This is a genomic window from Myroides fluvii (genome assembly GCF_009792295.1).
GTDB classification, from domain to species: Bacteria; Bacteroidota; Bacteroidia; order Flavobacteriales; family Flavobacteriaceae; genus Flavobacterium; species Flavobacterium fluvii_A.
In genome coordinates, this window is sequence record NZ_CP039934.1 from 434332 (window position 1) to 456862 (window position 22531).

General features: G+C 38.0%; 19 protein-coding genes. 9 read left to right on the forward strand and 10 right to left on the reverse strand.

The window, feature by feature from the left end:
- From FBR08_RS02080 to FBR08_RS02095, 4 genes are all read right to left on the reverse strand, one after another.
- The gene (locus tag FBR08_RS02080) at window positions 1–1278 is read right to left on the reverse strand and encodes a hypothetical protein (protein WP_158961181.1); all 1278 of its coding nucleotides are present in this window, start codon (window positions 1276–1278) and stop codon (window positions 1–3) included.
- 123 nt (window positions 1279–1401) lie between these two features.
- Complete coding sequence (locus FBR08_RS02085) at window positions 1402–2688, reverse strand: type II toxin-antitoxin system HipA family toxin (RefSeq protein WP_158961182.1); 1287 nt, start codon at window positions 2686–2688, stop codon at window positions 1402–1404.
- The gene (locus tag FBR08_RS02090; RefSeq protein WP_158961183.1) at window positions 2682–3029 is read right to left on the reverse strand and encodes a helix-turn-helix domain-containing protein; all 348 of its coding nucleotides are present in this window, start codon (window positions 3027–3029) and stop codon (window positions 2682–2684) included. The genes FBR08_RS02085 and FBR08_RS02090 overlap by 7 nt, the downstream gene beginning before the upstream one ends.
- 195 nt (window positions 3030–3224) lie before the next feature.
- Window positions 3225–3665, reverse strand: coding sequence for a bleomycin resistance protein (locus FBR08_RS02095; RefSeq protein ID WP_158961184.1), 441 nt, complete (start codon window positions 3663–3665; stop codon window positions 3225–3227).
- Between the two features lie 280 nt (window positions 3666–3945).
- On the opposite strand from FBR08_RS02095, the gene FBR08_RS02100 reads away from it, so the two are divergent.
- Entirely contained in the window at window positions 3946–4494 is a 549-nt protein-coding gene (locus tag FBR08_RS02100; RefSeq protein WP_158961185.1) for a 5' nucleotidase, NT5C type, read from the forward strand.
- A 56-nt stretch (window positions 4495–4550) separates the two neighbouring features.
- Here the strand turns inward: FBR08_RS02100 and FBR08_RS02105 are convergent, their stop codons facing one another.
- From FBR08_RS02105 to FBR08_RS02115, 3 genes are all read right to left on the reverse strand, one after another.
- The gene (locus FBR08_RS02105) at window positions 4551–5438 is read right to left on the reverse strand and encodes a bifunctional 5,10-methylenetetrahydrofolate dehydrogenase/5,10-methenyltetrahydrofolate cyclohydrolase (protein ID WP_158961186.1); all 888 of its coding nucleotides are present in this window, start codon (window positions 5436–5438) and stop codon (window positions 4551–4553) included.
- Window positions 5439–5523: 85 nt separating this feature from the next.
- Window positions 5524–6861 carry a signal recognition particle protein gene (ffh, locus tag FBR08_RS02110; protein ID WP_158961187.1) on the reverse strand — a complete coding sequence of 446 codons (1338 nt, stop codon included), beginning with the start codon at window positions 6859–6861 and terminating at the stop codon, window positions 5524–5526.
- Window positions 6862–7029: 168 nt separating this feature from the next.
- The gene (locus FBR08_RS02115) at window positions 7030–7602 is read right to left on the reverse strand and encodes a hypothetical protein (RefSeq protein ID WP_158961188.1); all 573 of its coding nucleotides are present in this window, start codon (window positions 7600–7602) and stop codon (window positions 7030–7032) included.
- Window positions 7603–7766: 164 nt separating this feature from the next.
- On the opposite strand from FBR08_RS02115, the gene FBR08_RS02120 reads away from it, so the two are divergent.
- The 6 genes from FBR08_RS02120 (at window position 7767) to FBR08_RS02145 (ending at window position 16577) form a co-directional block, all read left to right on the forward strand.
- Window positions 7767–8342, forward strand: coding sequence for a sigma-70 family RNA polymerase sigma factor (locus FBR08_RS02120; protein WP_158961189.1), 576 nt, complete (start codon window positions 7767–7769; stop codon window positions 8340–8342).
- Window positions 8343–8421: 79 nt separating this feature from the next.
- On the forward strand, window positions 8422–9345 hold the full coding sequence (locus FBR08_RS02125) for a FecR family protein (protein WP_158961190.1): 924 nt from the start codon (window positions 8422–8424) through the stop codon (window positions 9343–9345).
- A complete protein-coding gene (locus tag FBR08_RS02130; protein WP_158961191.1) occupies window positions 9338–12685 on the forward strand; it encodes a SusC/RagA family TonB-linked outer membrane protein in 3348 nt (1115 codons plus the stop codon). The genes FBR08_RS02125 and FBR08_RS02130 overlap by 8 nt, the downstream gene beginning before the upstream one ends.
- Before the next feature lie 12 nt (window positions 12686–12697).
- A complete protein-coding gene (locus FBR08_RS02135; protein WP_158961192.1) occupies window positions 12698–13960 on the forward strand; it encodes a RagB/SusD family nutrient uptake outer membrane protein in 1263 nt (420 codons plus the stop codon).
- A complete protein-coding gene (locus FBR08_RS02140) occupies window positions 13960–14880 on the forward strand; it encodes a phosphodiester glycosidase family protein (protein ID WP_158961193.1) in 921 nt (306 codons plus the stop codon). Before FBR08_RS02135 ends, FBR08_RS02140 begins: the two co-directional genes overlap by 1 nt.
- Before the next feature lie 2 nt (window positions 14881–14882).
- Window positions 14883–16577 (forward strand): BACON domain-containing protein, encoded by a 1695-nt coding sequence (locus FBR08_RS02145; RefSeq protein ID WP_158961194.1) that lies wholly within the window; start codon window positions 14883–14885, stop codon window positions 16575–16577.
- Window positions 16578–16593: 16 nt separating this feature from the next.
- On the opposite strand, the gene FBR08_RS17060 is transcribed toward FBR08_RS02145, so the two are convergent.
- On the reverse strand, window positions 16594–16722 hold the full coding sequence (locus tag FBR08_RS17060) for a hypothetical protein (protein ID WP_262885174.1): 129 nt from the start codon (window positions 16720–16722) through the stop codon (window positions 16594–16596).
- A gap of 146 nt (window positions 16723–16868) precedes the next feature.
- Between FBR08_RS17060 and FBR08_RS02150 the strand changes: the two genes are divergently transcribed.
- Window positions 16869–18551 (forward strand): RluA family pseudouridine synthase, encoded by a 1683-nt coding sequence (locus FBR08_RS02150; RefSeq protein ID WP_158961195.1) that lies wholly within the window; start codon window positions 16869–16871, stop codon window positions 18549–18551.
- 145 nt (window positions 18552–18696) lie between these two features.
- The gene (locus FBR08_RS02155; protein ID WP_158961196.1) at window positions 18697–19929 is read left to right on the forward strand and encodes a DUF445 domain-containing protein; all 1233 of its coding nucleotides are present in this window, start codon (window positions 18697–18699) and stop codon (window positions 19927–19929) included.
- Here the strand turns inward: FBR08_RS02155 and FBR08_RS02160 are convergent.
- Both FBR08_RS02160 and hisS read right to left on the reverse strand, forming a co-directional pair.
- Complete coding sequence (locus FBR08_RS02160) at window positions 19921–20403, reverse strand: hypothetical protein (RefSeq protein WP_158961197.1); 483 nt, start codon at window positions 20401–20403, stop codon at window positions 19921–19923. The genes FBR08_RS02155 and FBR08_RS02160 overlap by 9 nt on opposite strands.
- A gap of 260 nt (window positions 20404–20663) precedes the next feature.
- Window positions 20664–22034: a histidine--tRNA ligase gene (gene hisS / locus FBR08_RS02165; RefSeq protein WP_158961198.1), complete on the reverse strand. Its 1371-nt coding sequence runs from the start codon at window positions 22032–22034 to the stop codon at window positions 20664–20666.
- Window positions 22035–22531: the final 497 nt, after the last annotated feature.

Consider the following 22531-nt stretch of genomic DNA (forward strand, 5'->3'; position numbering starts at 1 on the left):
TTACCAACGCCACACTTGTGGTTCGTCTTTCCATATAAGCAAACGGAATTGCTCGTACAACGGACGAGTTCCGATGGTATGTGTATCGCGTATGGCTTTGTCTAGTTCTAATTTATGTAAAGCACCTGAATAGGTTCCTACCCACAGTACTGTCTCATCTTCTGAAACTGCAATTCCACTAATGGTTCCACCAACAAAAAATTGTCCGATATCTTCTCCTGCTTGATTGATAAAGCGAATATAACCATAGGCATCACCCAAAACGTAATAATCGTTTACGGCAACCCCTTGATACACGCGCATCCCTTCATCCATGCAGATAAAATCATCGCTTTCTTCATAGGCTTCTACTTGCATGCCTTCTAGTTTCGAAGCATCTACTCCAATGGTTACCCCATTGTAGAAGTGACAAGAATTGGTAATTAACTGTTGATCGTCTTTCGAAAACAAACAAAAATGAGGATAAGACGATTGCGGTCCTACGCTTCCTATTTCCTTTCCATCTACGTGTAAAATGCGGTGATCGCGATCTTGATCTCCAACAACAATATAAGTATTATCGTGAGACAGGGTTGCATTTTCCATATCAATATAGAAATCGTACCCTTCTTCTTCCGCTTCCTTTTGTTCCTCTTCGGATAAAACAGGATGAATCAATTGTTGTTGTTGCTCTTCCAACAGGTACACTCCTTCTGATGTTACAAACAAAACGCGTTTTCCATCGTTAAAGGGAATTAATTTAGAAATCCCCAAATTCGCTAATTCTCCCAACTGAAAGGTGGCAATTTCAGGACCATTCCATCCTTGGTATGTAACAAGGGTATCCGCATAAGCGATTGCAAATACGCCATTGCGCATCGACTTTCCTAATCCTTTAATGGACTCATCCAATACGTGAACCGTTGTACCGGAAAGCAAATAAGCGGTACGCGTTTCATACGAAGTACCTGCTAAAAAGGCAACGCTGTTTGCCTCAATGGCTACTAAATCTCCTATGTATTGTGATTTTTCCTCTAAGAATGGAATGAACGGCGGATAAGCGGGTGGAAATGCCGCTCTAAATTCTTCTACATTTCCTTCTGCATTGGCTTGTTTTAGTAAATCGAGAATCGCTTGACCTAAATGATCTCTTTTATCTTCGGGTTCTTCGCCTTTCCAATTTTCCCATCCATGTTCCTTTCCAAAAGCAACCATCTCATTGATTCCCTTGGCATATTGCTCTCCTTTTGCTAGCCATTCTTGTTGAAGGGCTGTTGTATTGCTATCTCCTAGTTTCATACTGACTTTTTTTATAGTGGAAAGGTACTATTATTTGTATCCATGCCTATCACTACAATTATGGATATTTCCTATAAAAACAAGCGGCTTCTTGCTGTAAAAATCTCATTTACCTGGTCACCACTAATCTAACATTTGAATCAGTATTTGTTCAATCGCGGTCATTTTTTCTTGCTCTACTTGATAAGCAGAAGCATAGGTTCTCCATTGGCTTGTTACCGCTAAACAGGAATTAATCACTTCATTTGGGTTGCGAATTGAATTTTGTTCTGCAACGCGCAAAAAATCTTCTCGCGTGATATTTTTTCTCTTTCCGTTGATACTTAGATTATGTTGACTGACCCAAGTACTATCAGGGCGATAAGCGAAGCAAATATCATAAGCAGGTGCTAACTTCCATTTGCCTTCTTTTGTCATCAAAAAAGAAAAATTTTTGGTGTGATCATCGCAGTTTCGCGCCAACACATTAAATACCATTCGCTTAAACATTTGTTCTGCTTCCACATAAGACAATCTCAATTGTCGCATGGTTTGAAAAACCTGTTCATAGCTATACGAGGTAATATTGGCAAAATCGTAATGTTGCAACGCACAAAGCGTTTGACTGTGAATCTTTTGATTTCCCTCGAGACGATCGAAGCGTTTGGTCATAAAATGTACGCGCTTATTTTCTTCAATCAATCTCGATTCCATCATTTCAATCCCAAAATCAGTTGCCATTTTGTAATAGGCCATTTCTATGCGTCCATAACCTGTTGATGTACCGAATTGTACATCACTAACCTCATCAAATTTAATCAACCAATGTTCAAAACCTTCATCAACCAAAGTCTGCCCTGATTTAATTTGCCCTGTTTTTTCATTATAGGCAATAATAGCCTTAGGGCGGGCTCCTCCAGCAGATGTACCCATTTTCAATATATCCATCATCACATCTTCCATCTTCTGTTTGGTAGTGAGAACGATATTTTCCTTCTTCGCTAACAGTGCTTTAGTGGTTTCAATTAATTCTGTTAATTCCACCTCATAAGAAGGAACTTCTTTTGTTAAGACGGGTTCAAACTCCAAAGCTCCCATCCCACGTTTTCCAATAAAACACAATAATTCTACCGGATTTAAACTATTATCTGGACGCCCTTGTCTAGCTAACCAAGCGTTGATTAACTCTTTCCCGTAACGATCGGGTAAGGCATCTGCTAATAAACCAGGCATACCTTTGAAGGTTTCATTGTCTCTAAATTCAGGAAAGCTGTAAATCTTATTTTTAACAGGCATTTTGATCGGAGCTATGGGAAGTTGTTCCAAATTGAATTTGGGATCATATTCAAAAAGAGCCATCGCTCTTTCTGGATCCCAGGCTACAGCCCCTACACGCTGTCCATACACGGAAACAAAAGCGGTAGTTACCATCCTAAATCAGTATTATTCGGGTTTTCTTCTTGTATTTTCGATGCGCGTTTTCGCCTTTTTATTTCCCCTTTTGCTAACTTCAACGGACTTAGTTCTTCAATCACTTCAAATGATTTCAACACATACAAGGCGTTTAACGTACGGAGGATTTTAATTAAGTTTGTTAGCGATATATTATCTCCACGTTCTATTAAACTCAGTGTAGAACGACTAATAGCCGCTTGAGTAGCTACTTCAGCTTGCGTTTGGTTTTGATCAATTCGCGTTTGTTGAATGAATAAACCTATTCTTTTCATAATCGCTTTATCAGAAAGCAAATCAATGTTTACTATATCATTCATAATACTCATTTTTATCCTATAACGAATGAAATATCATACATTATATTATTACATAACTAATGTACGAAATATAATGCACAAAACCTAAAACATATATATTATGAATCATATATCATACAATAAAAATCAGTTCGGGTAAAGAAATTATAAAGCCATATTCTGAATCAAAGAAGTAATTAAGCTATACAAGAACATTTAGTTTTTCACTTGGCGTTCTCCTAAGTCTTCGATTAAACGCACCAAATACCCATCGGGGTCTTGCACTAGAAATTGTTTCTGTCCGAATTCAATATCATCGGCTCTGTACCACCGTTCTTCTACTGGAATGAACAACGGATAATTGACTTGTTGCAGTCGATTTAGAATAAGTTCAACTGCTTCTACTTCAATTTGAAAATTGATACCTCTTCCATAGGGTTTTTCCATAAAACCTGTTTCCCAACTGCGGTCGGTTGGATCGTATTGTTCGAGCATCACTTGGGCTTCTCCTAAAGTCAAATAGGCAAAGGATTCTTCGGGGCGATCGTATAAAATGGTAAACCCAAGATAGTCACACCAGAATTGCAAACTAGCGGTTAGATCTGATACAACTAATTCGGGAACTAAAGCTGCCCATTTTACCTTTTCGCTTTTCATGGTTTTTGGTATAAAAGATAAAGATACAACTCGAATAGGTAATATTCTACACTAAAAGAGCAGGTTCTATTATCATTATTAGAGTTATTATCCTATTTGGTTTAAACCGGATATCTTTCTATAAAACTGAATAATAAAACTAATGTCTTTTGTTTATTAACAATAACCTATATTTTTTATGTCAGACTATTGGGTTAAAATTAAATTAAATCAATTTTAAATAGTATTTCATATACACTAAATGAATTATTTTTAATAAAAATATTTAAACAGCGAGATAATGAATGAAAGAGATATTTTAAAAAAACCTGTGCTAGCTATTGATATGGATGAAGTTCTTGCAGATTCAATGTCCTTGGTATTAGAGCACTATAATAAAGCACATCACACTACTTGGAATAAATCGGGTCTTTTTGGAAAAACCATTTACGAGTGCTTACCTCCTTCTCACATCCCTTTTATCAAGCAACTACAAAATAGCGAAACGTTTTATCAAGAAGTCTCTGTTATACAAGGGGCACAAGAAGGTATCGCTATCCTTTCAGAAAAATATGACATCTATATTGTTTCAGCTGCGCTCGAATTCCCAAATTCTCTTCCTTCAAGATGTACCTTTATAGAGAAAAACTTTCCTGAAATCACACTAAACAAACTGATTTTTTGTGCCAATAAATCGTTGATTAAGGCCGATTACTTGCTAGATGATATGACAGAAAATCTGCTTGCATTTGGTTCTAGCGGTTTTTTATTTACGGCTTATCACAATGCTAAAATTAACTATCCGAATCGACTAAATTCGTGGGAGGAAGTTGTTGCGAAATTCGGTTAAAAAATAAACTGTACAAAAAAGGCGCATCCACGATGCGCCTTTTTCAGTATTATTTATTATTCTCCTTTTTTCGCTCTTCTTGAACGAGCTAAAAGTGTATTTTTCAATAACATGGCAATGGTCATTGGACCAACTCCGCCTGGTACTGGAGTGATGAACGCTGCTTTTTTGCTTACCTCATCAAAATCCACATCTCCAGCGATTACATATCCTCTTGGAGCGTTTGCATCTGGTACGCGTGTGATTCCCACGTCAACTACCGTTACTCCGTCTTTTACCATATCTGCTTTTAAGAAATAAGGTACACCTAAAGCCGAGATAATGATATCTGCTTCTCTTGTAATAGCGGCGATATCTTTGGTACGACTGTGTGTTAAAGTTACTGTTGCATCTCCAGGGTATCCTTTTCTGCTCAATAGGATACTCATTGGACGTCCTACAATATGTGAACGACCGATTACCACTACGTTTTTACCTGCGGTTTCCACTTTGTAACGCTCAAGTAATTCCATAATTCCGTAAGGTGTAGCGGGTAAAAATGTTTCCATTTCTAAGGCCATTTTACCAAAGTTGGTGGGGTGAAATCCATCGACATCTTTATCTGCATCTACAGCCATTAAGATTTTTTGTTCGTCAATGTGTTTCGGTAATGGCAATTGAACGATATACCCATCAATCGCAGGATCAGCGTTCAATTCTTTGATTTTTGCCAATAATTCAGCTTCTGTTGTTTCTTCAGGTAAAGCAACCAAAGTAGATTCAAATCCAATTTGCTCACATGATTTTACCTTACTTCCTACGTAAGTTAAACTTGCTCCGTTGCTTCCCACAAGCACTGCTGCTAAATGAGGTACTTTTTCACCGCGAGCTTTCATTTGTTGAACCTCCACAGCGATTTCATTCTTGATATCTTCCGATACCTTTTTTCCGTCTAGTAGTTGCATTAAATCGTACTAATTAGTGTGTTGTTGTATGTAAAATAAAGAAGGTTTAAACTTCGCGTTGAACCTTAAACCTTCTTTTGTATTTTTATTGCATTCCTTTCATTTGTCCCATCATGCGCATCAAATTCTTTCCTTTCGCTCCTTGCATCATCTTCATCATTTTACTCATTTGATCGAACTGTTTCAACAATTGATTTACCTGTTGAATATCCGTTCCAGATCCTTTGGCAATTCGCTGTTTTCGTTTTGCGTCTAAGACTGAAGGTGTAGCTCTTTCTTTGGGTGTCATCGAGTGGATAATCGCTTCGATGTGCTTGAAGGCGTCATCTTCGATTTCTACGTCTTTCAACGCTTTTCCAACTCCTGGTAACATGCCTACTAAGTCTTTCATGCTACCCATTTTTTTCACTTGTTGAATTTGCGACAAGAAATCGTCAAATCCGAACTCGTTTTTCGCAATTTTCTTTTGGATTTTACGCGCTTCTTCTTCGTCGTATTGTGCTTGTGCACGCTCAACTAAGGAAATAACGTCTCCCATCCCTAAGATACGATCCGCCATACGATCCGGGTAGAAAATGTCTATTGCATCCATTTTCTCTCCTGTACCAATAAATTTAATTGGTTTGTTTACGACTGATTTAATTGAAATGGCAGCTCCACCTCGTGTATCCCCGTCTAATTTCGTTAGGATTACCCCGTCAAAATTCAAACGATCGTTAAATGCTTTTGCTGTATTTACGGCATCTTGTCCCGTCATGGAATCCACAACGAATAAGGTTTCGTGTGGTGTAATTGCTTTGTGAATATTGGCAATTTCAGTCATCATCTCCTCGTCCACAGCCAAACGACCTGCCGTATCGACGATAACTACGTTGAATCCATTTGCTTTTGCATGCTTGATTGCATTTTCAGCAATTTGAACCGGATTATTATTTCCTTCTTCAGAATATACCTCAACACCCAATTGTTCTCCAACAACGTGTAACTGATTAATAGCCGCAGGACGGTATACGTCACACGCTACTAATAAAGGTTTTTTATTCTTTTTTGTTTGTAAGAAGTTGGCCAATTTACCAGAAAAGGTGGTTTTACCCGATCCTTGTAAACCAGACATTAAAATTACAGAAGGAGTTCCAGATAAGTTGATTCCAGCAGCTTCTCCTCCCATTAATTCTGTAAGTTCGTCTTTTACGATCTTAATCATTAATTGGCCGGGTTGAAGCGTAGTCAATACATCTTGTCCTAGGGCTTTATCTTTTACTTTACTCGTAAAATCCTTGGCAATCTTAAAGTTAACGTCGGCATCCAAAAGGGCTCTACGCACCTCTTTTAAGGTATCTGCAACGTTTACCTCAGTAATTTTACCATGTCCCTTAAGAATATGAAAGGCTTTATCTAATTTATCGCTTAAATTATCAAACATATCGGTATTATTTAATACTTTGAAGCGCCAAAGATACTACTTAACTCCTTAAGTCACAAAAAGCAAAAGCAGGAAAAATAGTCTTTTTTAAAAATAATCTTGTAAGTGTGAATTTTACTGTGTTTTTTTTAAAGCTTCCCTTTCTTTTCTCTTCGTATTATCGGTTAGTTAGGCCAATTCAAACTCTACAAGGGTTTGTCGATTTCCGTTTGAATCGATAACATCCATCCCAAAAAAATCAAATCCATTGCGCTTTAACTCATTCTCCGTAATAATTTCGCCAGATAGCAATTCGATTTCATTTTCTTCATTTAAGAATTCTTCCATTTCATCGTCATAATCGATATTGTGATACGCATAAACGAGGACTTCAAATACATTTTCTCCATTTAAAATTAATTCTTGTACTTTCCCTTCTCTTGCTTGAAGTACTTCTTCCTCGTATTCATCGCAAAACATTGCATTATAGCCGTGTTTGGCATAATCAAAGAGCAAGATGCGCTCTTGCGTTTCTACATCTTCTGCATAGACAACAACGGGAAAATCATCCTGGTCAACCAAGAGATTAATATCCGCGGCATATTCGCCACAGTAATAAATTTTAAACCGTCTTCCTTGAGTAGAAGATTGAATTTGTCCGCGCCATTCAATAGCGATCATCTCTTGAAAATACCTTGATGTATCATAAGTTATAAAAGAAGACAAATACGTTGGTGCTTGATAGGTGGATGGATTTTTCATGTACTTGTATTTAAAGCGACAAGGTAACTCGTTTTTTTTTGCTGTTTTACTTACTTCTCTATTTTTTCGTCCTTATTTCCTTCATTTATATAACGGTGCTTTAATATTGGCTTAATATTAGAATAGGCTACAAACCTTACTTTAGCCTAAAATAATTGATTCGTATGAATACAGCAAAAGACAAATGGATTAACACCCATTACAATTTACATTGGGACGTTTTATACCAATATTCGTATAATATACTAAGAGATCAGACCTTGGCTTCGGATGTGGTTCAAGATGTTTTTATTTCCATTTGGGACAACTTTGATAGCTTAACTATTGACAATAGCAAGGCGTACTTAATCACAGCGGTAAAAAACAAAAGCCTCTATTACCTCAAGAAAGTTCCATTCAATACTATACAACTCGAATCGGTTTATCACGTATTGACAGAACACGAATTACTAACGAATGAGGAAGAAAGTTTATTCAAAGAGCAATTGTTGCAATTGATTTACAATAAAGCTCAAGAAGTATTGCCTACACGATGTTTAGAGATTTTCAACCTTCGCTTCTACAGTCATCAGAATTACAAGGAAATCGCCTCTAAACTATCCATTTCAGAAAGCACGGTTGAGAATCAAATATCCAAGGCATTGAAAACCTTAAAATCAACCTTGCCTTATACCTTAGATTTTTATTTCTTACTACTCTACCTCTTCCCTACTTCTGATTATTACCAAATTGTAATGTAAATTAAGAAATCGTTACCCTTGTTTTTTAACATAGGGGCATGCTCCTGTTTTGTGCTCTTTCCTATATAAGACCAAAACAATGGAGAAAAAGTTCAAAACTATTTTAGAACAATACCTACAGGATTCAGCCTCTACTCAGGAAAAAGAGGCCGTCGAATCTTTTGCACAAAAAATGAATGAGGAAGGTATTCCACTAGTGGAAGTCCAGCAAAACACCTCTCTAAAAAACAACGTTTATCGCTCTATTCTCGCCCATACTTCAGCAAAGAAAAGACGAAAAAAAAAGAAACAAAACACCTTGATCCTAGGTAGTTTATTCTTTTTCATTGCACTCGGCACCTTAGGGTACTATACGTTAACTGACTCTTCTCAAACCTATACCTCAACAGGTGATCGCCAAATCATCACCCTAGCAGATCAATCTCAAGTTACGTTATTTCCCGGTAGTGAATTAATCGTTTCTAAGGCGTATAACCAAACGGATCGTCAAGTTCAGCTGAAGGGAAAGGCTTTTTTTGCTATCAGCAAAAACAAACAACTTGCTTTTACGGTTCTCACTGCTGATTTGGAAACGTCTGTTTTGGGTACTTCTTTTCTTGTTGAGGAAGATTTAACTAGGACCTCCATTGCCGTGCACACTGGAAAAGTAAAAGTGCAAACGAAAGCGCATACAGACTATGTTATTCTTCAACCCCAAGAATCGGCGCGTTTTGAAAATCACAAGCTTCAAAAATACAATGCGCAGCAGGATCGAATGTCTTCTTGGAATTCCTCGCTAAACATGTTGAATGCTTCTTTTGCGCATTGGAAAGCCAGTATTGAAGGCGAATTTGACATCCTTATCCAATCTGAAAGCAAAGCGATACAACGCATCAAAATAACAGGAGATTACCGCAATAGTAATTTACAAGATATCCTCGATAGCTTTTGCTTTATCAACAATTTACGCTATAGCCAACAAAACAATTTAATAACTATAAACGAAGCAAACACACATGATTAACAACACTAAACTGCGTATGCGAATACGCCTGTACATCGCTTGTTGTATTCTTCTAGGTTCTCAATACAACTATGCCTTCAGTCAAGATCACCTGCATAGTGCAACAACGATGAATATTGTATTGGCCGCTAAGAAAACGAATGTAGGCCATGTTTTTAAAGCCATTGAAGAGCAAACTTCCTATAAAGTTGTTTTTTCTTCTGAGATGGTCGATACCAATACTGTTATCTCCTTTTCAAACACCACGGCTGAACTCAAAAATGTATTGGATGTCATTGCTAAGGAAACCACAACGGCTTATCGCATCAACAACAATTTAATTTCCTTCAAACGCGAAGCTCAACGCTCGCAAATCACAGCACAAGCGGCACAAACGATTACGGGAAAAGTAGTGGATTCAAATGGAGAAGCGTTACCTGGCGCTATTATTCAAGTGCAAGGTGGAACAGCGAGTACATTAAGTGATGTTGATGGAAACTTTAGCATCAAAGCGATAATTGGAAAAGATAATTTACACGTCTCTTTTGTTGGTTATACACCACAAGTCCTAGTGGCTAAAAACAAGATGACAATCCAGTTAGGTGAAAGTACCAATGATTTGGATGAAATCATTATTGTGGGATATGGTACCCAACAAAAACGATTGGTCACGACCGCCATTGACAAAATGAGTGTCACCAATGAGAATATGCGCACGGTGGCGTCTCCCGTTGAATTACTACAAGGAAAAATGGCGGGAGTTAGTGTCAATACGAGTTCAGGGAACTTAGGAACGGGAGAACGCGTTTCCATTCGTGGAATTTCATCTATTAGTGCAAGCAACGAGCCTTTGTATGTTGTTGACGGTATTCCGTTGTACAATCCATCAGCTGAATTGTTTAATATGGGGGAAGGAATGAGTTCGTTGAATACCATCAACATGAAAGACATCGAATCAATTGAAGTGTTGAAAGACGCTGCTGCTGCCGCTATCTATGGTTCACGTGCCAACAATGGAGTGATTATCATTACCACAAAATCAGGTAAGAAGAACAGCAGTAACGTTCGTTTTAATATTAATACGGGAATTTCTGAATTTGCCAATAAAAACAAACTCAAAATTACTAATTCAGACAAATACATCGCGCAATACAACGAAGGGGTATCCAACTACAACAAGCAATATAACTTACAAGTTGGCGACAAAGATTACAAAAGTCCGATTAGCAATCCTTTTGGCAATTTACCCGACACCAATTGGTTGGATTTAATCACCCAAAGAGGAACATTTACAGATGTTGACCTCTCTTTTTCAGGAGGTTCTGAAAAGACAACCTATTACCTTGGTGCTTCTTACTTACAACAAGATGGGGTAATCAAAACCAACAGCATGAAGCGGTATAACTTAAATACAAAGTTGCAAACGGAAGTTACGCCTTGGTTAACCATTGGTACGAATAACAACTTATCTTATGTTCGCAACAATCAAGTACCGGGTCCGAATTTGGGAACTACAATTATTGCGAGAGCCATTGAACAACGTCCTTTTGATCGTCCTTACAAACCCAATGGCGATTACTACATAGGTGGTACAGAAGAATTACTTCGACACAATCCTATTCAAATCCTCAACGAGCAAAAAACCTATTTGGATCTGTTTCGCTACATTGGAAATATCTATGCGGATATTCAAATTCTTCCCAACCTTACGTTTCGCAATAGTATCAATACCGATTTCAACTATACGTATGATTATTTGTACTACAACGAGAAGCATCCTTATGGTACTGGGGTGGGGCGTTTAGTAGATTCTAAACGAACCATTTTAAATCTAGAAACGGAAAATGTTTTAACCTACAACCAGCATTTTAATGATTTTGGTTTAACGGCTATGGCTGGGCATACCTTCCAAAAAGTAACCAACAATACAACAGGAATTGACGGACGTGGTTTCCCTTCTCCTTCTTTTGATGTGATCAATGTGGCCTCTGAAATTACAGGCGCAACGGGTTATGTCACGGAATATGCGATGGAGTCGTATTTTTCTAGGGTTACCTTAGACTATAAAAGCAAATATATTTTGAATGCCTCTATTCGAACGGATGGTTCTTCCAAATTTGCTCCTGATACCCGTTGGGGCTGGTTTCCTTCTGTATCCTTAGGATGGAACATCGACCAGGAGGATTTTATGCAAGAAATGGGAATTGATGCAAAATTAAGATTGAGTTATGGTAGTACTGGAAATCAAGAGGGAATCAACAACTACGGTTATTTATCATTGCTTTCTGGAGGAAATGATTATGGTTTAGAAAGTGGAATTTCAGTTTCTAGTTTTGGAAATAACACCTTGACTTGGGAAAAGGCCAACCAGACAAACTTTGGTATGGATCTAGCCTTTTTCAATAGACAATTGACCTTTAGCATGGATATGTATAAGAAGAAAACCAACAACTTACTGTATTCTATGCCTATACACGCAACTTCAGGGATGTCGAGTATCTTGACCAATATTGGTTCTATGGAAAACAAAGGAATTGAAATAGCGGTAGGAACCGATTTAACGTTCAACGATTTTCAATGGCAATCCAATTTCAATATTGCTACGAATAAAAACAAAATCACACAACTAATTGACAACAAAGGAGAGCCTTTATCCATAGGTGGCAATCGCGCCTTACAAGTAGGAAAGGATATTGGTGCTTTCTATCTATTTGTTCAAGAGGGCATTTACCAATACGATGGCGAAGTACCACAAGAACAATATGAACGCGGTGTTCGTGCTGGGGATGTAAAATGGAGAGATAGAGATGGAAATAACATCATCAACGACAACGACAGAGAGGTTATCGGCAGTTCTAATCCAGATTTTTTTGGAGGATGGAACAACAGCTTTAGATACAAGAATTTCCAATTCGATATCCTGACGACTTTTTCTTATGGCAATGATGTTTATGCTGGATGGAAGCCGGGAGTTTTAGGAAAACTAGGAGATCGCTTCCCTATTTTAGATGAATACTATGACAATCGTTGGACAGGTCCTGGTTCTACCGATCGCTATCCGAGAGCTTTGATGGGCGATACCAATAACAACAGAAATTCCGATCGTTGGCTAGAAGATGGTTCCTACTTCAAAATTCAATCTGCCACGTTGAGCTACCACTTTGACCAAAAGGTATTGGATCGCCTAAAAATCAAAGGACTTCGCGTTTACGTTCAAGGAACAAACTTGCTACTACTAACAAAATATTCGGGCTGGGATCCTAGCGTAAGTCCGAGTTTAGACGCTCGTTTCTATGGAAATGATGCCTTAGGAGTTCCTCCTACACGCAACTTTTCTATTGGTTTAAATGTCAACTTTTAATCGAACAACAACATGAAAAAAATACTTTTATTAGCCGTTAGTCTTTCGTTTTTCGCTTGTAGCAGTGAATTGGATTTACACCCAAGAACGGGCATTTCACCCGAGGCTATTACACCGAATGACCTCAAAGCACTAGAAAATGGGATGTACAATAACGTTCAAAATGATCCAAAAAGAGAAGCTTGGATTATGTATGACATTATTGGAGGAAACGTACAAGGATCGAGTACAACGAGTAAGGATGTGATCAACAATACCCTCAATCCACTCAACGGTATTATTGTAAGCAGTTGGAAGGGATATTACAGCGCTTTATATCAAGTGAACAATGTCATTGCTATTGCTGAGGCATTGCCTTTAGATGAAAACACCCGTCGAGTAAGAGGAACAGCTCATTACTTCAGAGCCTATATCTACTATAGTTTAGTCACGCGATGGGGTGATGTTCCCTTATTAACTCAAAACTCCTTAGAAAAACCTTCTCGTGCTCCTAAAGCACAGGTTTGGGAACAAATTGAGAAAGATTTAACTCAAGCCAAAGAACTTTTAGCTGCATCCAAAAGTTATTACTATGTGTCTCAAGATGCTGTAACCGCACTACAAGCTCGAGTAATGCTTAGTCAAAACAAAATGCAAGAAGCTTCCACTTTAGCAGAAAGCTTAATCACCAATGGCAAATATGCTTTAGATGCCTTTGAAAAAATCTTCCGCAAAGAAGCCAATACGGAAATTATTTTTGCTTTTGAAAACTTGACGCCTGAATCATCCAATACTATTAGTACGCTTTTTTACAACTATGGTCATCCCAACAAAGGAAGTTATGTGTACGCTCCTTCCAAAGAGATTTTAGAACTCATTACGACCAATGATAAAAGAAGGGCTATTTCTTTTGGTGTATTTGGAGGACAAGATTGCATCAATAAATACCCTAGTGGACAAACGGGTACAGATCCTGTGATTATCTCGAGAATTGCTGAAATGTATTTAATTAGTGCAGAGGCATCTTCTTTAGATTTAGGTACACAACGACTAAACGCCGTTCGAACGGCACGAGGTTTACCCCAAGTACACCCAGCTACACAAACTGAAATGGTGGCCTTAGTTCTTGAAGAAAGACGAAAAGAATTTCTAGCGGAAGGATTTGCTTACTATGACTATGTACGTACCAATACGGCGACCCAACACTTAGGCCTTTTGAACTACCAACACGTACTGCCTATTCCTGGTGGTGAACTACAATTAAATGATAAACTAACTCCTAATCCTGGTTACTAATGAGATCTTTAAAACTTTTATTATTCGGTCTATTCATCCATTTTCAAGTATCGTGTCAAACCAAATCGGACGACACTTTCACAACTTATGAGGCGATTCCAAAAACGGAAATGGGTACTCAATTGGTTCGAAATAGCAATTTAATCGCACAAATATTCAAGGATTCAACCTATACCCTAACAAGTGGCGTTCAGGTCAATGAATTATCGTACTTAGCTAAAAAAGGATATACCATGAAAACCTATGTGTATACCGTAGATTTAAACAATCCTCAACTAAGTGTGGTTGCCTCTATGCCGCACAACAAGCCTGAATTTGCCATGCAACCCATGACGGGACAAGCTACCGCTTTACTCAACCCCAATTTTGAGGTTGTCGGAGGTGTAAATGGTGATTTTTACGATATGACAACGGGGGTTCCTAGAGGAATATTTGTTTTTAATGGGATAATTTTAAGAGCATCTTATATCGCTAGAAATGAAGGATATCTTGCAGTCGATAAACAAAACAAAGTAAGTTTGGAAGAAATCGAAAACTTCGATGAACAGGCAAGTCAACTCCAACAAGCCGTATCAGGGGGTGTTTGGTTGGTTAAGAATGGACAAACGGTTGTTCAATCAGACAAGGAAATTCACCCGCGTACAGCGGTTGGAATCACGGCTAAGAATCAATTGTTATTGATGGTTGTAGATGGTAGAAACTACACTTGGTCTAATGGGATGAATTACGAAGATTTAGGTGATTTTATGCGTAGCATTGGTTCTGAACGAGCTTTAAATCTTGATGGCGGGGGAAGTTCAACCTTTTTTATCAACCCCAACTTTGCTGTTAATAAATTTCTTATCCGCAACTTACCTTCAGACAATGGAGGAATTGAACGAGCTGTTGGAAATGGAATCATCATCACTAAAACCAAATAAACATGAAGACACAGTCAATCAAACCACTCTTTATTTTAGGGGTACTCTATTCTCTTTTGTTTTTCTTTGTTGGTTGTAGTGCAGACGATAATCGCTATGGCTTTACCCCAACCAATCCAAATTTATCCCTTGCTCAAAAAGCATTTGAAGTAAGTAAGGAACAAGGAGAATTGGAAGTGAGTTTTGAATCCAATTTACCTTGGCGTGTGGAATCCAACACCAATTGGATTACCTCTAATCTCCTCCGTGGGGATGCGGGTAAACATACGTTAAAAATAACCTACAACAAAAACCTCGCTTTAGAAGATCGCCTCGGCACACTGCTTATCAAAATTACGGATGACAGCAAGGAAAAGATCACCATCAAACAAGCCAAAGCGAGTATTGACGATACCTATACACATTATTATGTCAAAGAGAATGGCACGGGTGATGGTAGTAGTTGGGAACAAGCCACTACCTTAGATCAAGCCTTACAACTCGCGGTAAACAACAATGATGTCATTCACTTAACGGAAGGAATCTACTATCCTGGGGCTCATGAACTCATTCCCAATACAGCAGATAAAGACAAAACATTTTTGATTCAAGCAAATATCAAACTAATTGGCGGTTACCCTAAAACAGCTACAACGGGTAGTAAACCTGCCCCCAATGCGCAATCTATCCTTTCGGGTGCCAATCAAAGTGTACATGTTATGACTATTTTGGCTCAAAAAATAACTGGTTTAACAGTCATGCTAGAAAACTTAACAATAACGCAAGGAAATGGCGACGCAGGAGCGAGCAATTTAACACTCAAAGGATTCAGTGTGCCTCGTGATCACGGAGCGGGAATCATCATCATGGAATCTGCAGTAACAATGAACAACTGTAAAATTATCAAGAACCAATCTGGACGTCATGCAGCTGGAATTTTTGCTACACAAAAAAGTATCGTAAACATCACGCACAGCATCGTTAATGAGAATACAGGGGTAAACAGTAACGCTAATGCTGGTGGAATTTTTGTTAATAATTCGACGATGAACCTTTCCTTTACGGATGTCTCTTTCAACAAAGCAGGTGGGGTTTCCGGTGGAATCCAAACGTTGAACAATTCGGAAATCAACTTGACTAACGTAACGGTTACAAATAACCAAGCCAATAGTAATGCTGGTGGATTCTACCACAGAGGCAATTCAAAATCTGTAGTCATCAATTCGTATTTCTATAACAATACCGCAACAGAAGGGGGAGGAATCTCCACTCATGATGGCGCTGTATTACACCTGATTAACAGCACGTTGTACCGAAACGAATCTCAAAAACTATATGGTGCTATCAACAACCAAGCAAACAATACCATTTACCTCTACAACAGCTTGTTGTTTGACAACCCAAGTACGGTCAATAACAACGGAATTAATCCAGCAGGAACCTTAAGCGTTACAGCATCGGCAGTACACAACCAACTTTTTGGGGCAGAAAATATCCTAACGGGAACTTTTACAGCTCAGGATATTCAAACGGCAAATCCGGTACAAATTATGCCTAGTAATGCATCTAGTCCGATTGCTACTAAAGGAATGAGTGTAGAAGAACTAATGGAACTTCGCAATCGATTGGGAATCGCCATTCCTATTGAAGTTTTTACTTCTGATTTAAATGCGAAATCAAGAGAAGGAAGTAAAACCATGGGAGCTTATCGTTTATAACCCCTTCCTTATTTTCTTATAAAGCATCAAGCCATCCCGTAATAGGATGGCTTGATTTTTTTATTTGACTGAACTGCTGTTTTTCTGTGTTCATCTTCCAATAAGAAATAAACCATTTTCTGACTAATCCATACTCTTCCAACATACACGTAAAGGATTCTCTCTTAATTGATCAACGTATTAGCTGTGTAAGCCAATCAAAGCGTAAACGCCCTTTCCCACTTGATCTTCAAAATTCCAATTGTACACCCGTGAATAATATGTAATTTTGCAGCAACCAAATTCAAAATCATGTCCAACACCGATGCTGCTTTTAGACGATTTCAATCGGATATTTCGCTAATCAACAAACCTCAAAAATTCACGTTTCCTTTTTACTACGAACCTCATCCATTGAGTATTGTGGCTTGTGAAGAACTACAACGTGAACTGGAAAGCAATGCAATATTTCTTCCTCTTTTTGACGCTTCTCACCCGCTAGGTTTACCTTCAGGCAAAATGTTTGGGGTATTACTTGTTGAAAATCGAAGCGGAGAATTGGGTTATTTACGTGGTTTTTCGGGTAAACTAGGCTCCTATACGCATTTGGAAGGATTTGTTCCTCCTGTATTTGATTTATGGAATAAGGACAGTTTTTTTGCTAAAGAAGAAGCGGTATTAAATGCTATTAATGCGCAACTGGAGCAAGTACAACAAGATCAGACCTACAAAGAAGCGACGGACCTCCTCCAACGACAACTAGCTGAGGAAAAAGAGGCTTTGACTCAAAAAAAGGCAGCACTGAAACAGCTAAAACAGGAGCGAAAAACGGAACGAGACGCAAAAATAGCAATCCTTAGTTCGGCAGAATTTGAACTATTACATGACGATTTAATCAAACAAAGTTTACGCGATAAACATGAACTGCGCATGCTCACCGCCTATTGGCAAGAACAAGTCCAAGCAACACAACAGCGCATTGCTGATTTTGAACTGCATATTGCGACCTTAAAAGAAGAGCGAAAGCAGAAATCCAATGCTTTGCAGCGCAAGCTTTTTCAGCAATATCGCTTTCTCAACTACAACAAAGAAGAGCAAGATTTACTGGATATTTTTGAGCAAACAGCACTTCAACAACCTCCTGCAGCAACGGGTGATTGTGCGGCACCTAAATTATTACAATACGCTTACCTCAACGGTTATAAACCCCTTGCTATGGCGGAATTTTGGTGGGGTGAATCACCTAAATCAGAGATTCGCAAACACCAGCACTACTACCCGGCTTGTCGTGGTAAATGTGAACCGATCTTAGGGCATATGTTACAGGGGTTAGATGTGGATGAAAATCCACTGCTAATCAATCCAGAGCTACAGCGCCCGATTGAAATTGTTTATGAGGATGAGGACTTTGCTATTGTCAATAAACCCGAGGAGTTTTTAAGCGTTCCTGGAATTTACATTCAAGATTCCATTTATGAGCGCATGAAAATACGCTATCCCAAAGCGACGGGTCCCCTTATTGTACACCGCTTGGATATGGCGACATCTGGTATTTTAATCATAGCCAAAAACAAAGAAGCACATAAGGCCTTACAAAGTCAGTTTATCAAAAAAACAGTAACGAAGCGTTATGTGGCTCTTTTAGACGGAATCATCCAAGGAGAGGAAGGCGTTATCGATTTACCGCTGCGTGTCGATTTAGAAGACCGCCCGCGTCAGATGGTTTGCTACGAACACGGTAAACCTGCTAAAACAAAATGGGAGGTGATCGAACGAAAAGAGGGCAAAACCAAAGTGTATTTTTATCCCATTACAGGGAGAACGCACCAATTGCGCATGCATGCTTCTCATCCCCTGGGACTGAATACGCCTATTGTAGGTGATGATCTCTATGGCACCAAGAGTAGTCGTTTGTTTTTACACGCGGAATCAATTACGTTTAAACATCCGAAAACCTATGAAACGGTTTCTTTTCAAGTGAAAGAGCAATTTTGATAGCGGTTGTTTTTTGTTTTTTTGCTAGTTGCTTTTTTATTCGTTGTGATTTTATTCCATTTTCGGTTAAAAAATAGCTCTTCTTTAATCAGAAAAGTCACTCATTTCTCATAACTCCTTATCTTTAGCTAAAATAAACAAGGTTATGCGAGATAAAAAAGCTCAACTTCGGCTACACAAGCGAATTGCCACGGGATTATTTCTAGTCATGGCTGTTGTATACCTCTTCATGGTATACCTTTTGAAATATAGTCCTGCGAGTTGGATGGGTTATGTTAAAGCGTTTGCTGAAGCAGCTATGGTGGGTGCCTTGGCCGATTGGTTTGCTGTAACAGCTTTGTTTCGCCATCCTATGGGATTGAAAATACCCCACACCAATCTAATTGAAAACAAGAAAAATGATATTGGAGACAATTTAGGCAATTTCGTCACGGAGAATTTCCTAACGCCATCCACGATCCGCCCTTATATTAACAAACTTGAAGTAGCCCATTTTCTATCACAATGGCTGAATCAACCCAAAAACCAACAGCTTTTAGAGCAGGAATTGCTCTTTTTACTTCAATCCATTATCCAAGATATAGATGAGAAAAAAATCATTGATTTTCTATCTCAGAAGGCAGAAGAGGGAATGAATGAAATCAACATACAACAATTTATTGCACAGGGATTACAGTATGCTTTGAAACAGAATGAGCACAATCGGTTGATTTCTTTAGTCTTACCAAAAATACAAGACTATGTTGAGCATCATCGCACAGAAATTTACGAGCAAATTATAGAAAAGAAACCGCTTTTAGGATTAGTCGGAGGTAAAACGGTTACCAATCAATTAATCAAAGGATTACATGCTTTTTTAGCTGATATTCAAACCAACGAAAAACACAAAGTAAGAGAAGAAATTGGCCTTCAGTTGATTCAATTAGCCAAGGATATTGAATCTTCCTTGGAATGGAAGACAAAATTACAAGCTATGTTGCATCAATTTGTAACGAAGGACGTTATTAGGCAGTACTTAACTGATTTTTGGCTAACAACAAAAGAATCCCTTCTCATCCAATTAAAAACGGAAAATTCTACTTTTCGCTCTTATTTAAAAAACACGATTCAATCGCTTGCAGATACGATTAATCAGGATGTAGATTTACAGCACCGTTTGAATCATTGGACACAAGTTACCTTATATCGCATGGCTTTGCGCAACACCCAAGAAGTGAGTACCTTAATCCGCAATACAGTGGATCAATGGGATGGCCGTGAACTCAGCGATAAACTTGAACTCGAAGTGGGAAAAGATTTACAGTTTATTCGAATCAATGGAACCTTAGTGGGCGGATTAGTGGGTTTATTGATATACTTATTCACCCAATTATTGTAAGATAAACCGACTTCGAATATGATCCGTTAGCATTTTTTGCACTTGAGGATCGGATTCGGTTTGTTTCAAAAAATCAAAATGCGAGAGTATTTCATCCGTTCGCTTTGGTGAAAGTTGAATATTAGCTGTGCTTAAAAACGTATCAAACGAAATATGGGCTGCACAAACGTAATCAAAAAGGTAGTGTTTACCTCCTCTTTCGAGGAGTTCTTGAGCCAAGATGTGGTAATTTTGAAAGACAGAAAAACTCACTTGAGCTACTTTGCCCAATTCAATAAATAAATCGCGAATTAGATCAATATTAACCGTGTGTATCTGATCGCAAACGATACTTGCGATCTGTTGTCTAAAGATGTAATTTTCATCTTTGAACTTCGCCCCAAATTTTCCGTTCCATTTTAATTCCAACCAATCGCGATCTGCCATATCATAATTTTCAATAAAAGACTGGATTCCAACATGTTCTACCGTCATACTCCCATATTTAAATTCATTTTTTCCTTTTGCTAAGGTACTACATAAATTTTGGTCTCCTTTTTTTGTATAGCATTTTTTGCATACTTTTTCATTCTAATAAATATACAGCAAACAACTACAATAAAGCACTTGAGCGCATTTGATACGTACAATTTAGTACCTCCTGTCTATCAACAAAATACAAAAAAGATAAGGGTTGCATGCTTCAGCATGCAACCCTTATCTTTTTTTATGTTCGATTTCTTTGTCCTTGTATCTTATCTCACAAGGTCTTTTAATTCTTCTAAATTTACCGTCTGTTGTTCACCAGAAACTAAATTCTTCACCGTATACTTTTGTTGTTGAATTTCTTCACTTCCAGCTAATACGGCAAATGGAATATTTTTCTTATCTGCAAATTGGAATTGTTTTCCCATTTTTGCTTTATCGGGATAGATTTCAGTTTTAATTCCTGCATCTCTCAATCGGGCTACCGCTTGCATCGCATAACTCATTTCTTCCTCTCCAAGATTTAAAAACATCACCTTAGAAGCCGCATTTACCGTTGCAGGGAATAAATTCAACTCTTCCATCACCAAATAGATGCGATCCAAACCAAATGAAATTCCAACACCGCTCATGTCTTTTAATCCAAAGATACCCGTTAAATCGTCATAGCGTCCACCACCACCGATTGAACCCATTTGAACTGTATCAGGTGCCCCTATTTCAAAGATAGCGCCTGTATAGTAATTTAACCCACGTGCTAAGGTAACATCTAAATTCAATGTCGCAGTAGAGAGTCCAATTTGAGCAATCTCTTTTCCTACAAAAGTCAGCTCTTCAACTCCTTTTGTTCCTTGTTCCGATTCGGCTAATAATTGGCGTAATTTCTCTATTTTCTCTTCAAATGATCCCGTAAAATTGAATAAAGGCTGTACTTTTTCAATCGCCTTTTCGTCAATTCCCTTTTCAATCATTTCTTTCTTCACGCCTTCTTCACCAATTTTATCCAGCTTATCTAAAGCAACGGTAAAATCAATTAATTTATCACTTGCTCCAATCACCTCCGCAATTCCCGCTAAAATCTTTCTGTTGTTTAACTTAATGGTTACTCCGTTTATTCCTAAAGCAGTAAATACACGATCATACAACAAAACTAGTTCTACTTCTTGCCAAAGGGATTTGGATCCAATCACGTCAGCATCACATTGGTAAAACTCTCTGAATCGTCCTTTTTGCGGGCGATCTGCGCGCCATACGGGTTGCATTTGGTAGCGTTTAAAAGGAAAGTCTAATTCATTTTGGTGCATCACTACATAACGCGCAAAAGGCACCGTCAAATCATAACGCAACGCTTTTTCAGAAATCTGACTGGTTACCTTCAAGCTATTCTTTTCGTCTAACAGCGTTTGATCTGCTTTACTCAAATAATCACCTGAATTTAAAATTTTAAAAATCAATCGATCTCCTTCTTCTCCATATTTCCCTAAGAGCGTCTCCAAATTTTCAAAAGAGGGTGTCTCTATGGGATGGAAACCAAAATGCTCAAAATGATGACGGATTGTTTGCATTATGTATTGTCTTCTTGCTACTTCAATCGAAGAAAAATCACGTGTCCCTTTTGGAATTCCTGGTTTCTTTGCCATTTTCAATTAATTTTCAAATTATTTAATCATACAAAAATAGGTATTTTTAATTAGAAAGAGGAAAGAGGAAAGAAGAGAGCGGAGAATTTTTCTAAATAAAGAAAATATTCTCTTTTATTTGAAAAAAACAACTTTTTTCGTGCTTTTGCTTTTTTGTTAGTTGCTTTTTTGTGTTTTTGTAAATTTCCGTTTAAATAAAACTATTTTTAATTAGAAAGAGGAAATCGGAGCGAAGTGAAAATCGAAACGTAGTGAAAATCGTAACGTAGTGAAAATCGTAACGCAGTGAAGATTCATCGAACACTAAAACAAATATAAAATAAGGTGAGATATATTCATCGAACACTAAAATAATATATAAAATAGGTGAGATATATTCATCGAACTCCAAAATAAAATAATAACTTGGTGAGATAAAGAAGAAATCGAAACGTAGTGCAAATCGAAACGTAGTGAAGATTCATCGAACACTAAAATAAATATAAAATAGGTGAGAT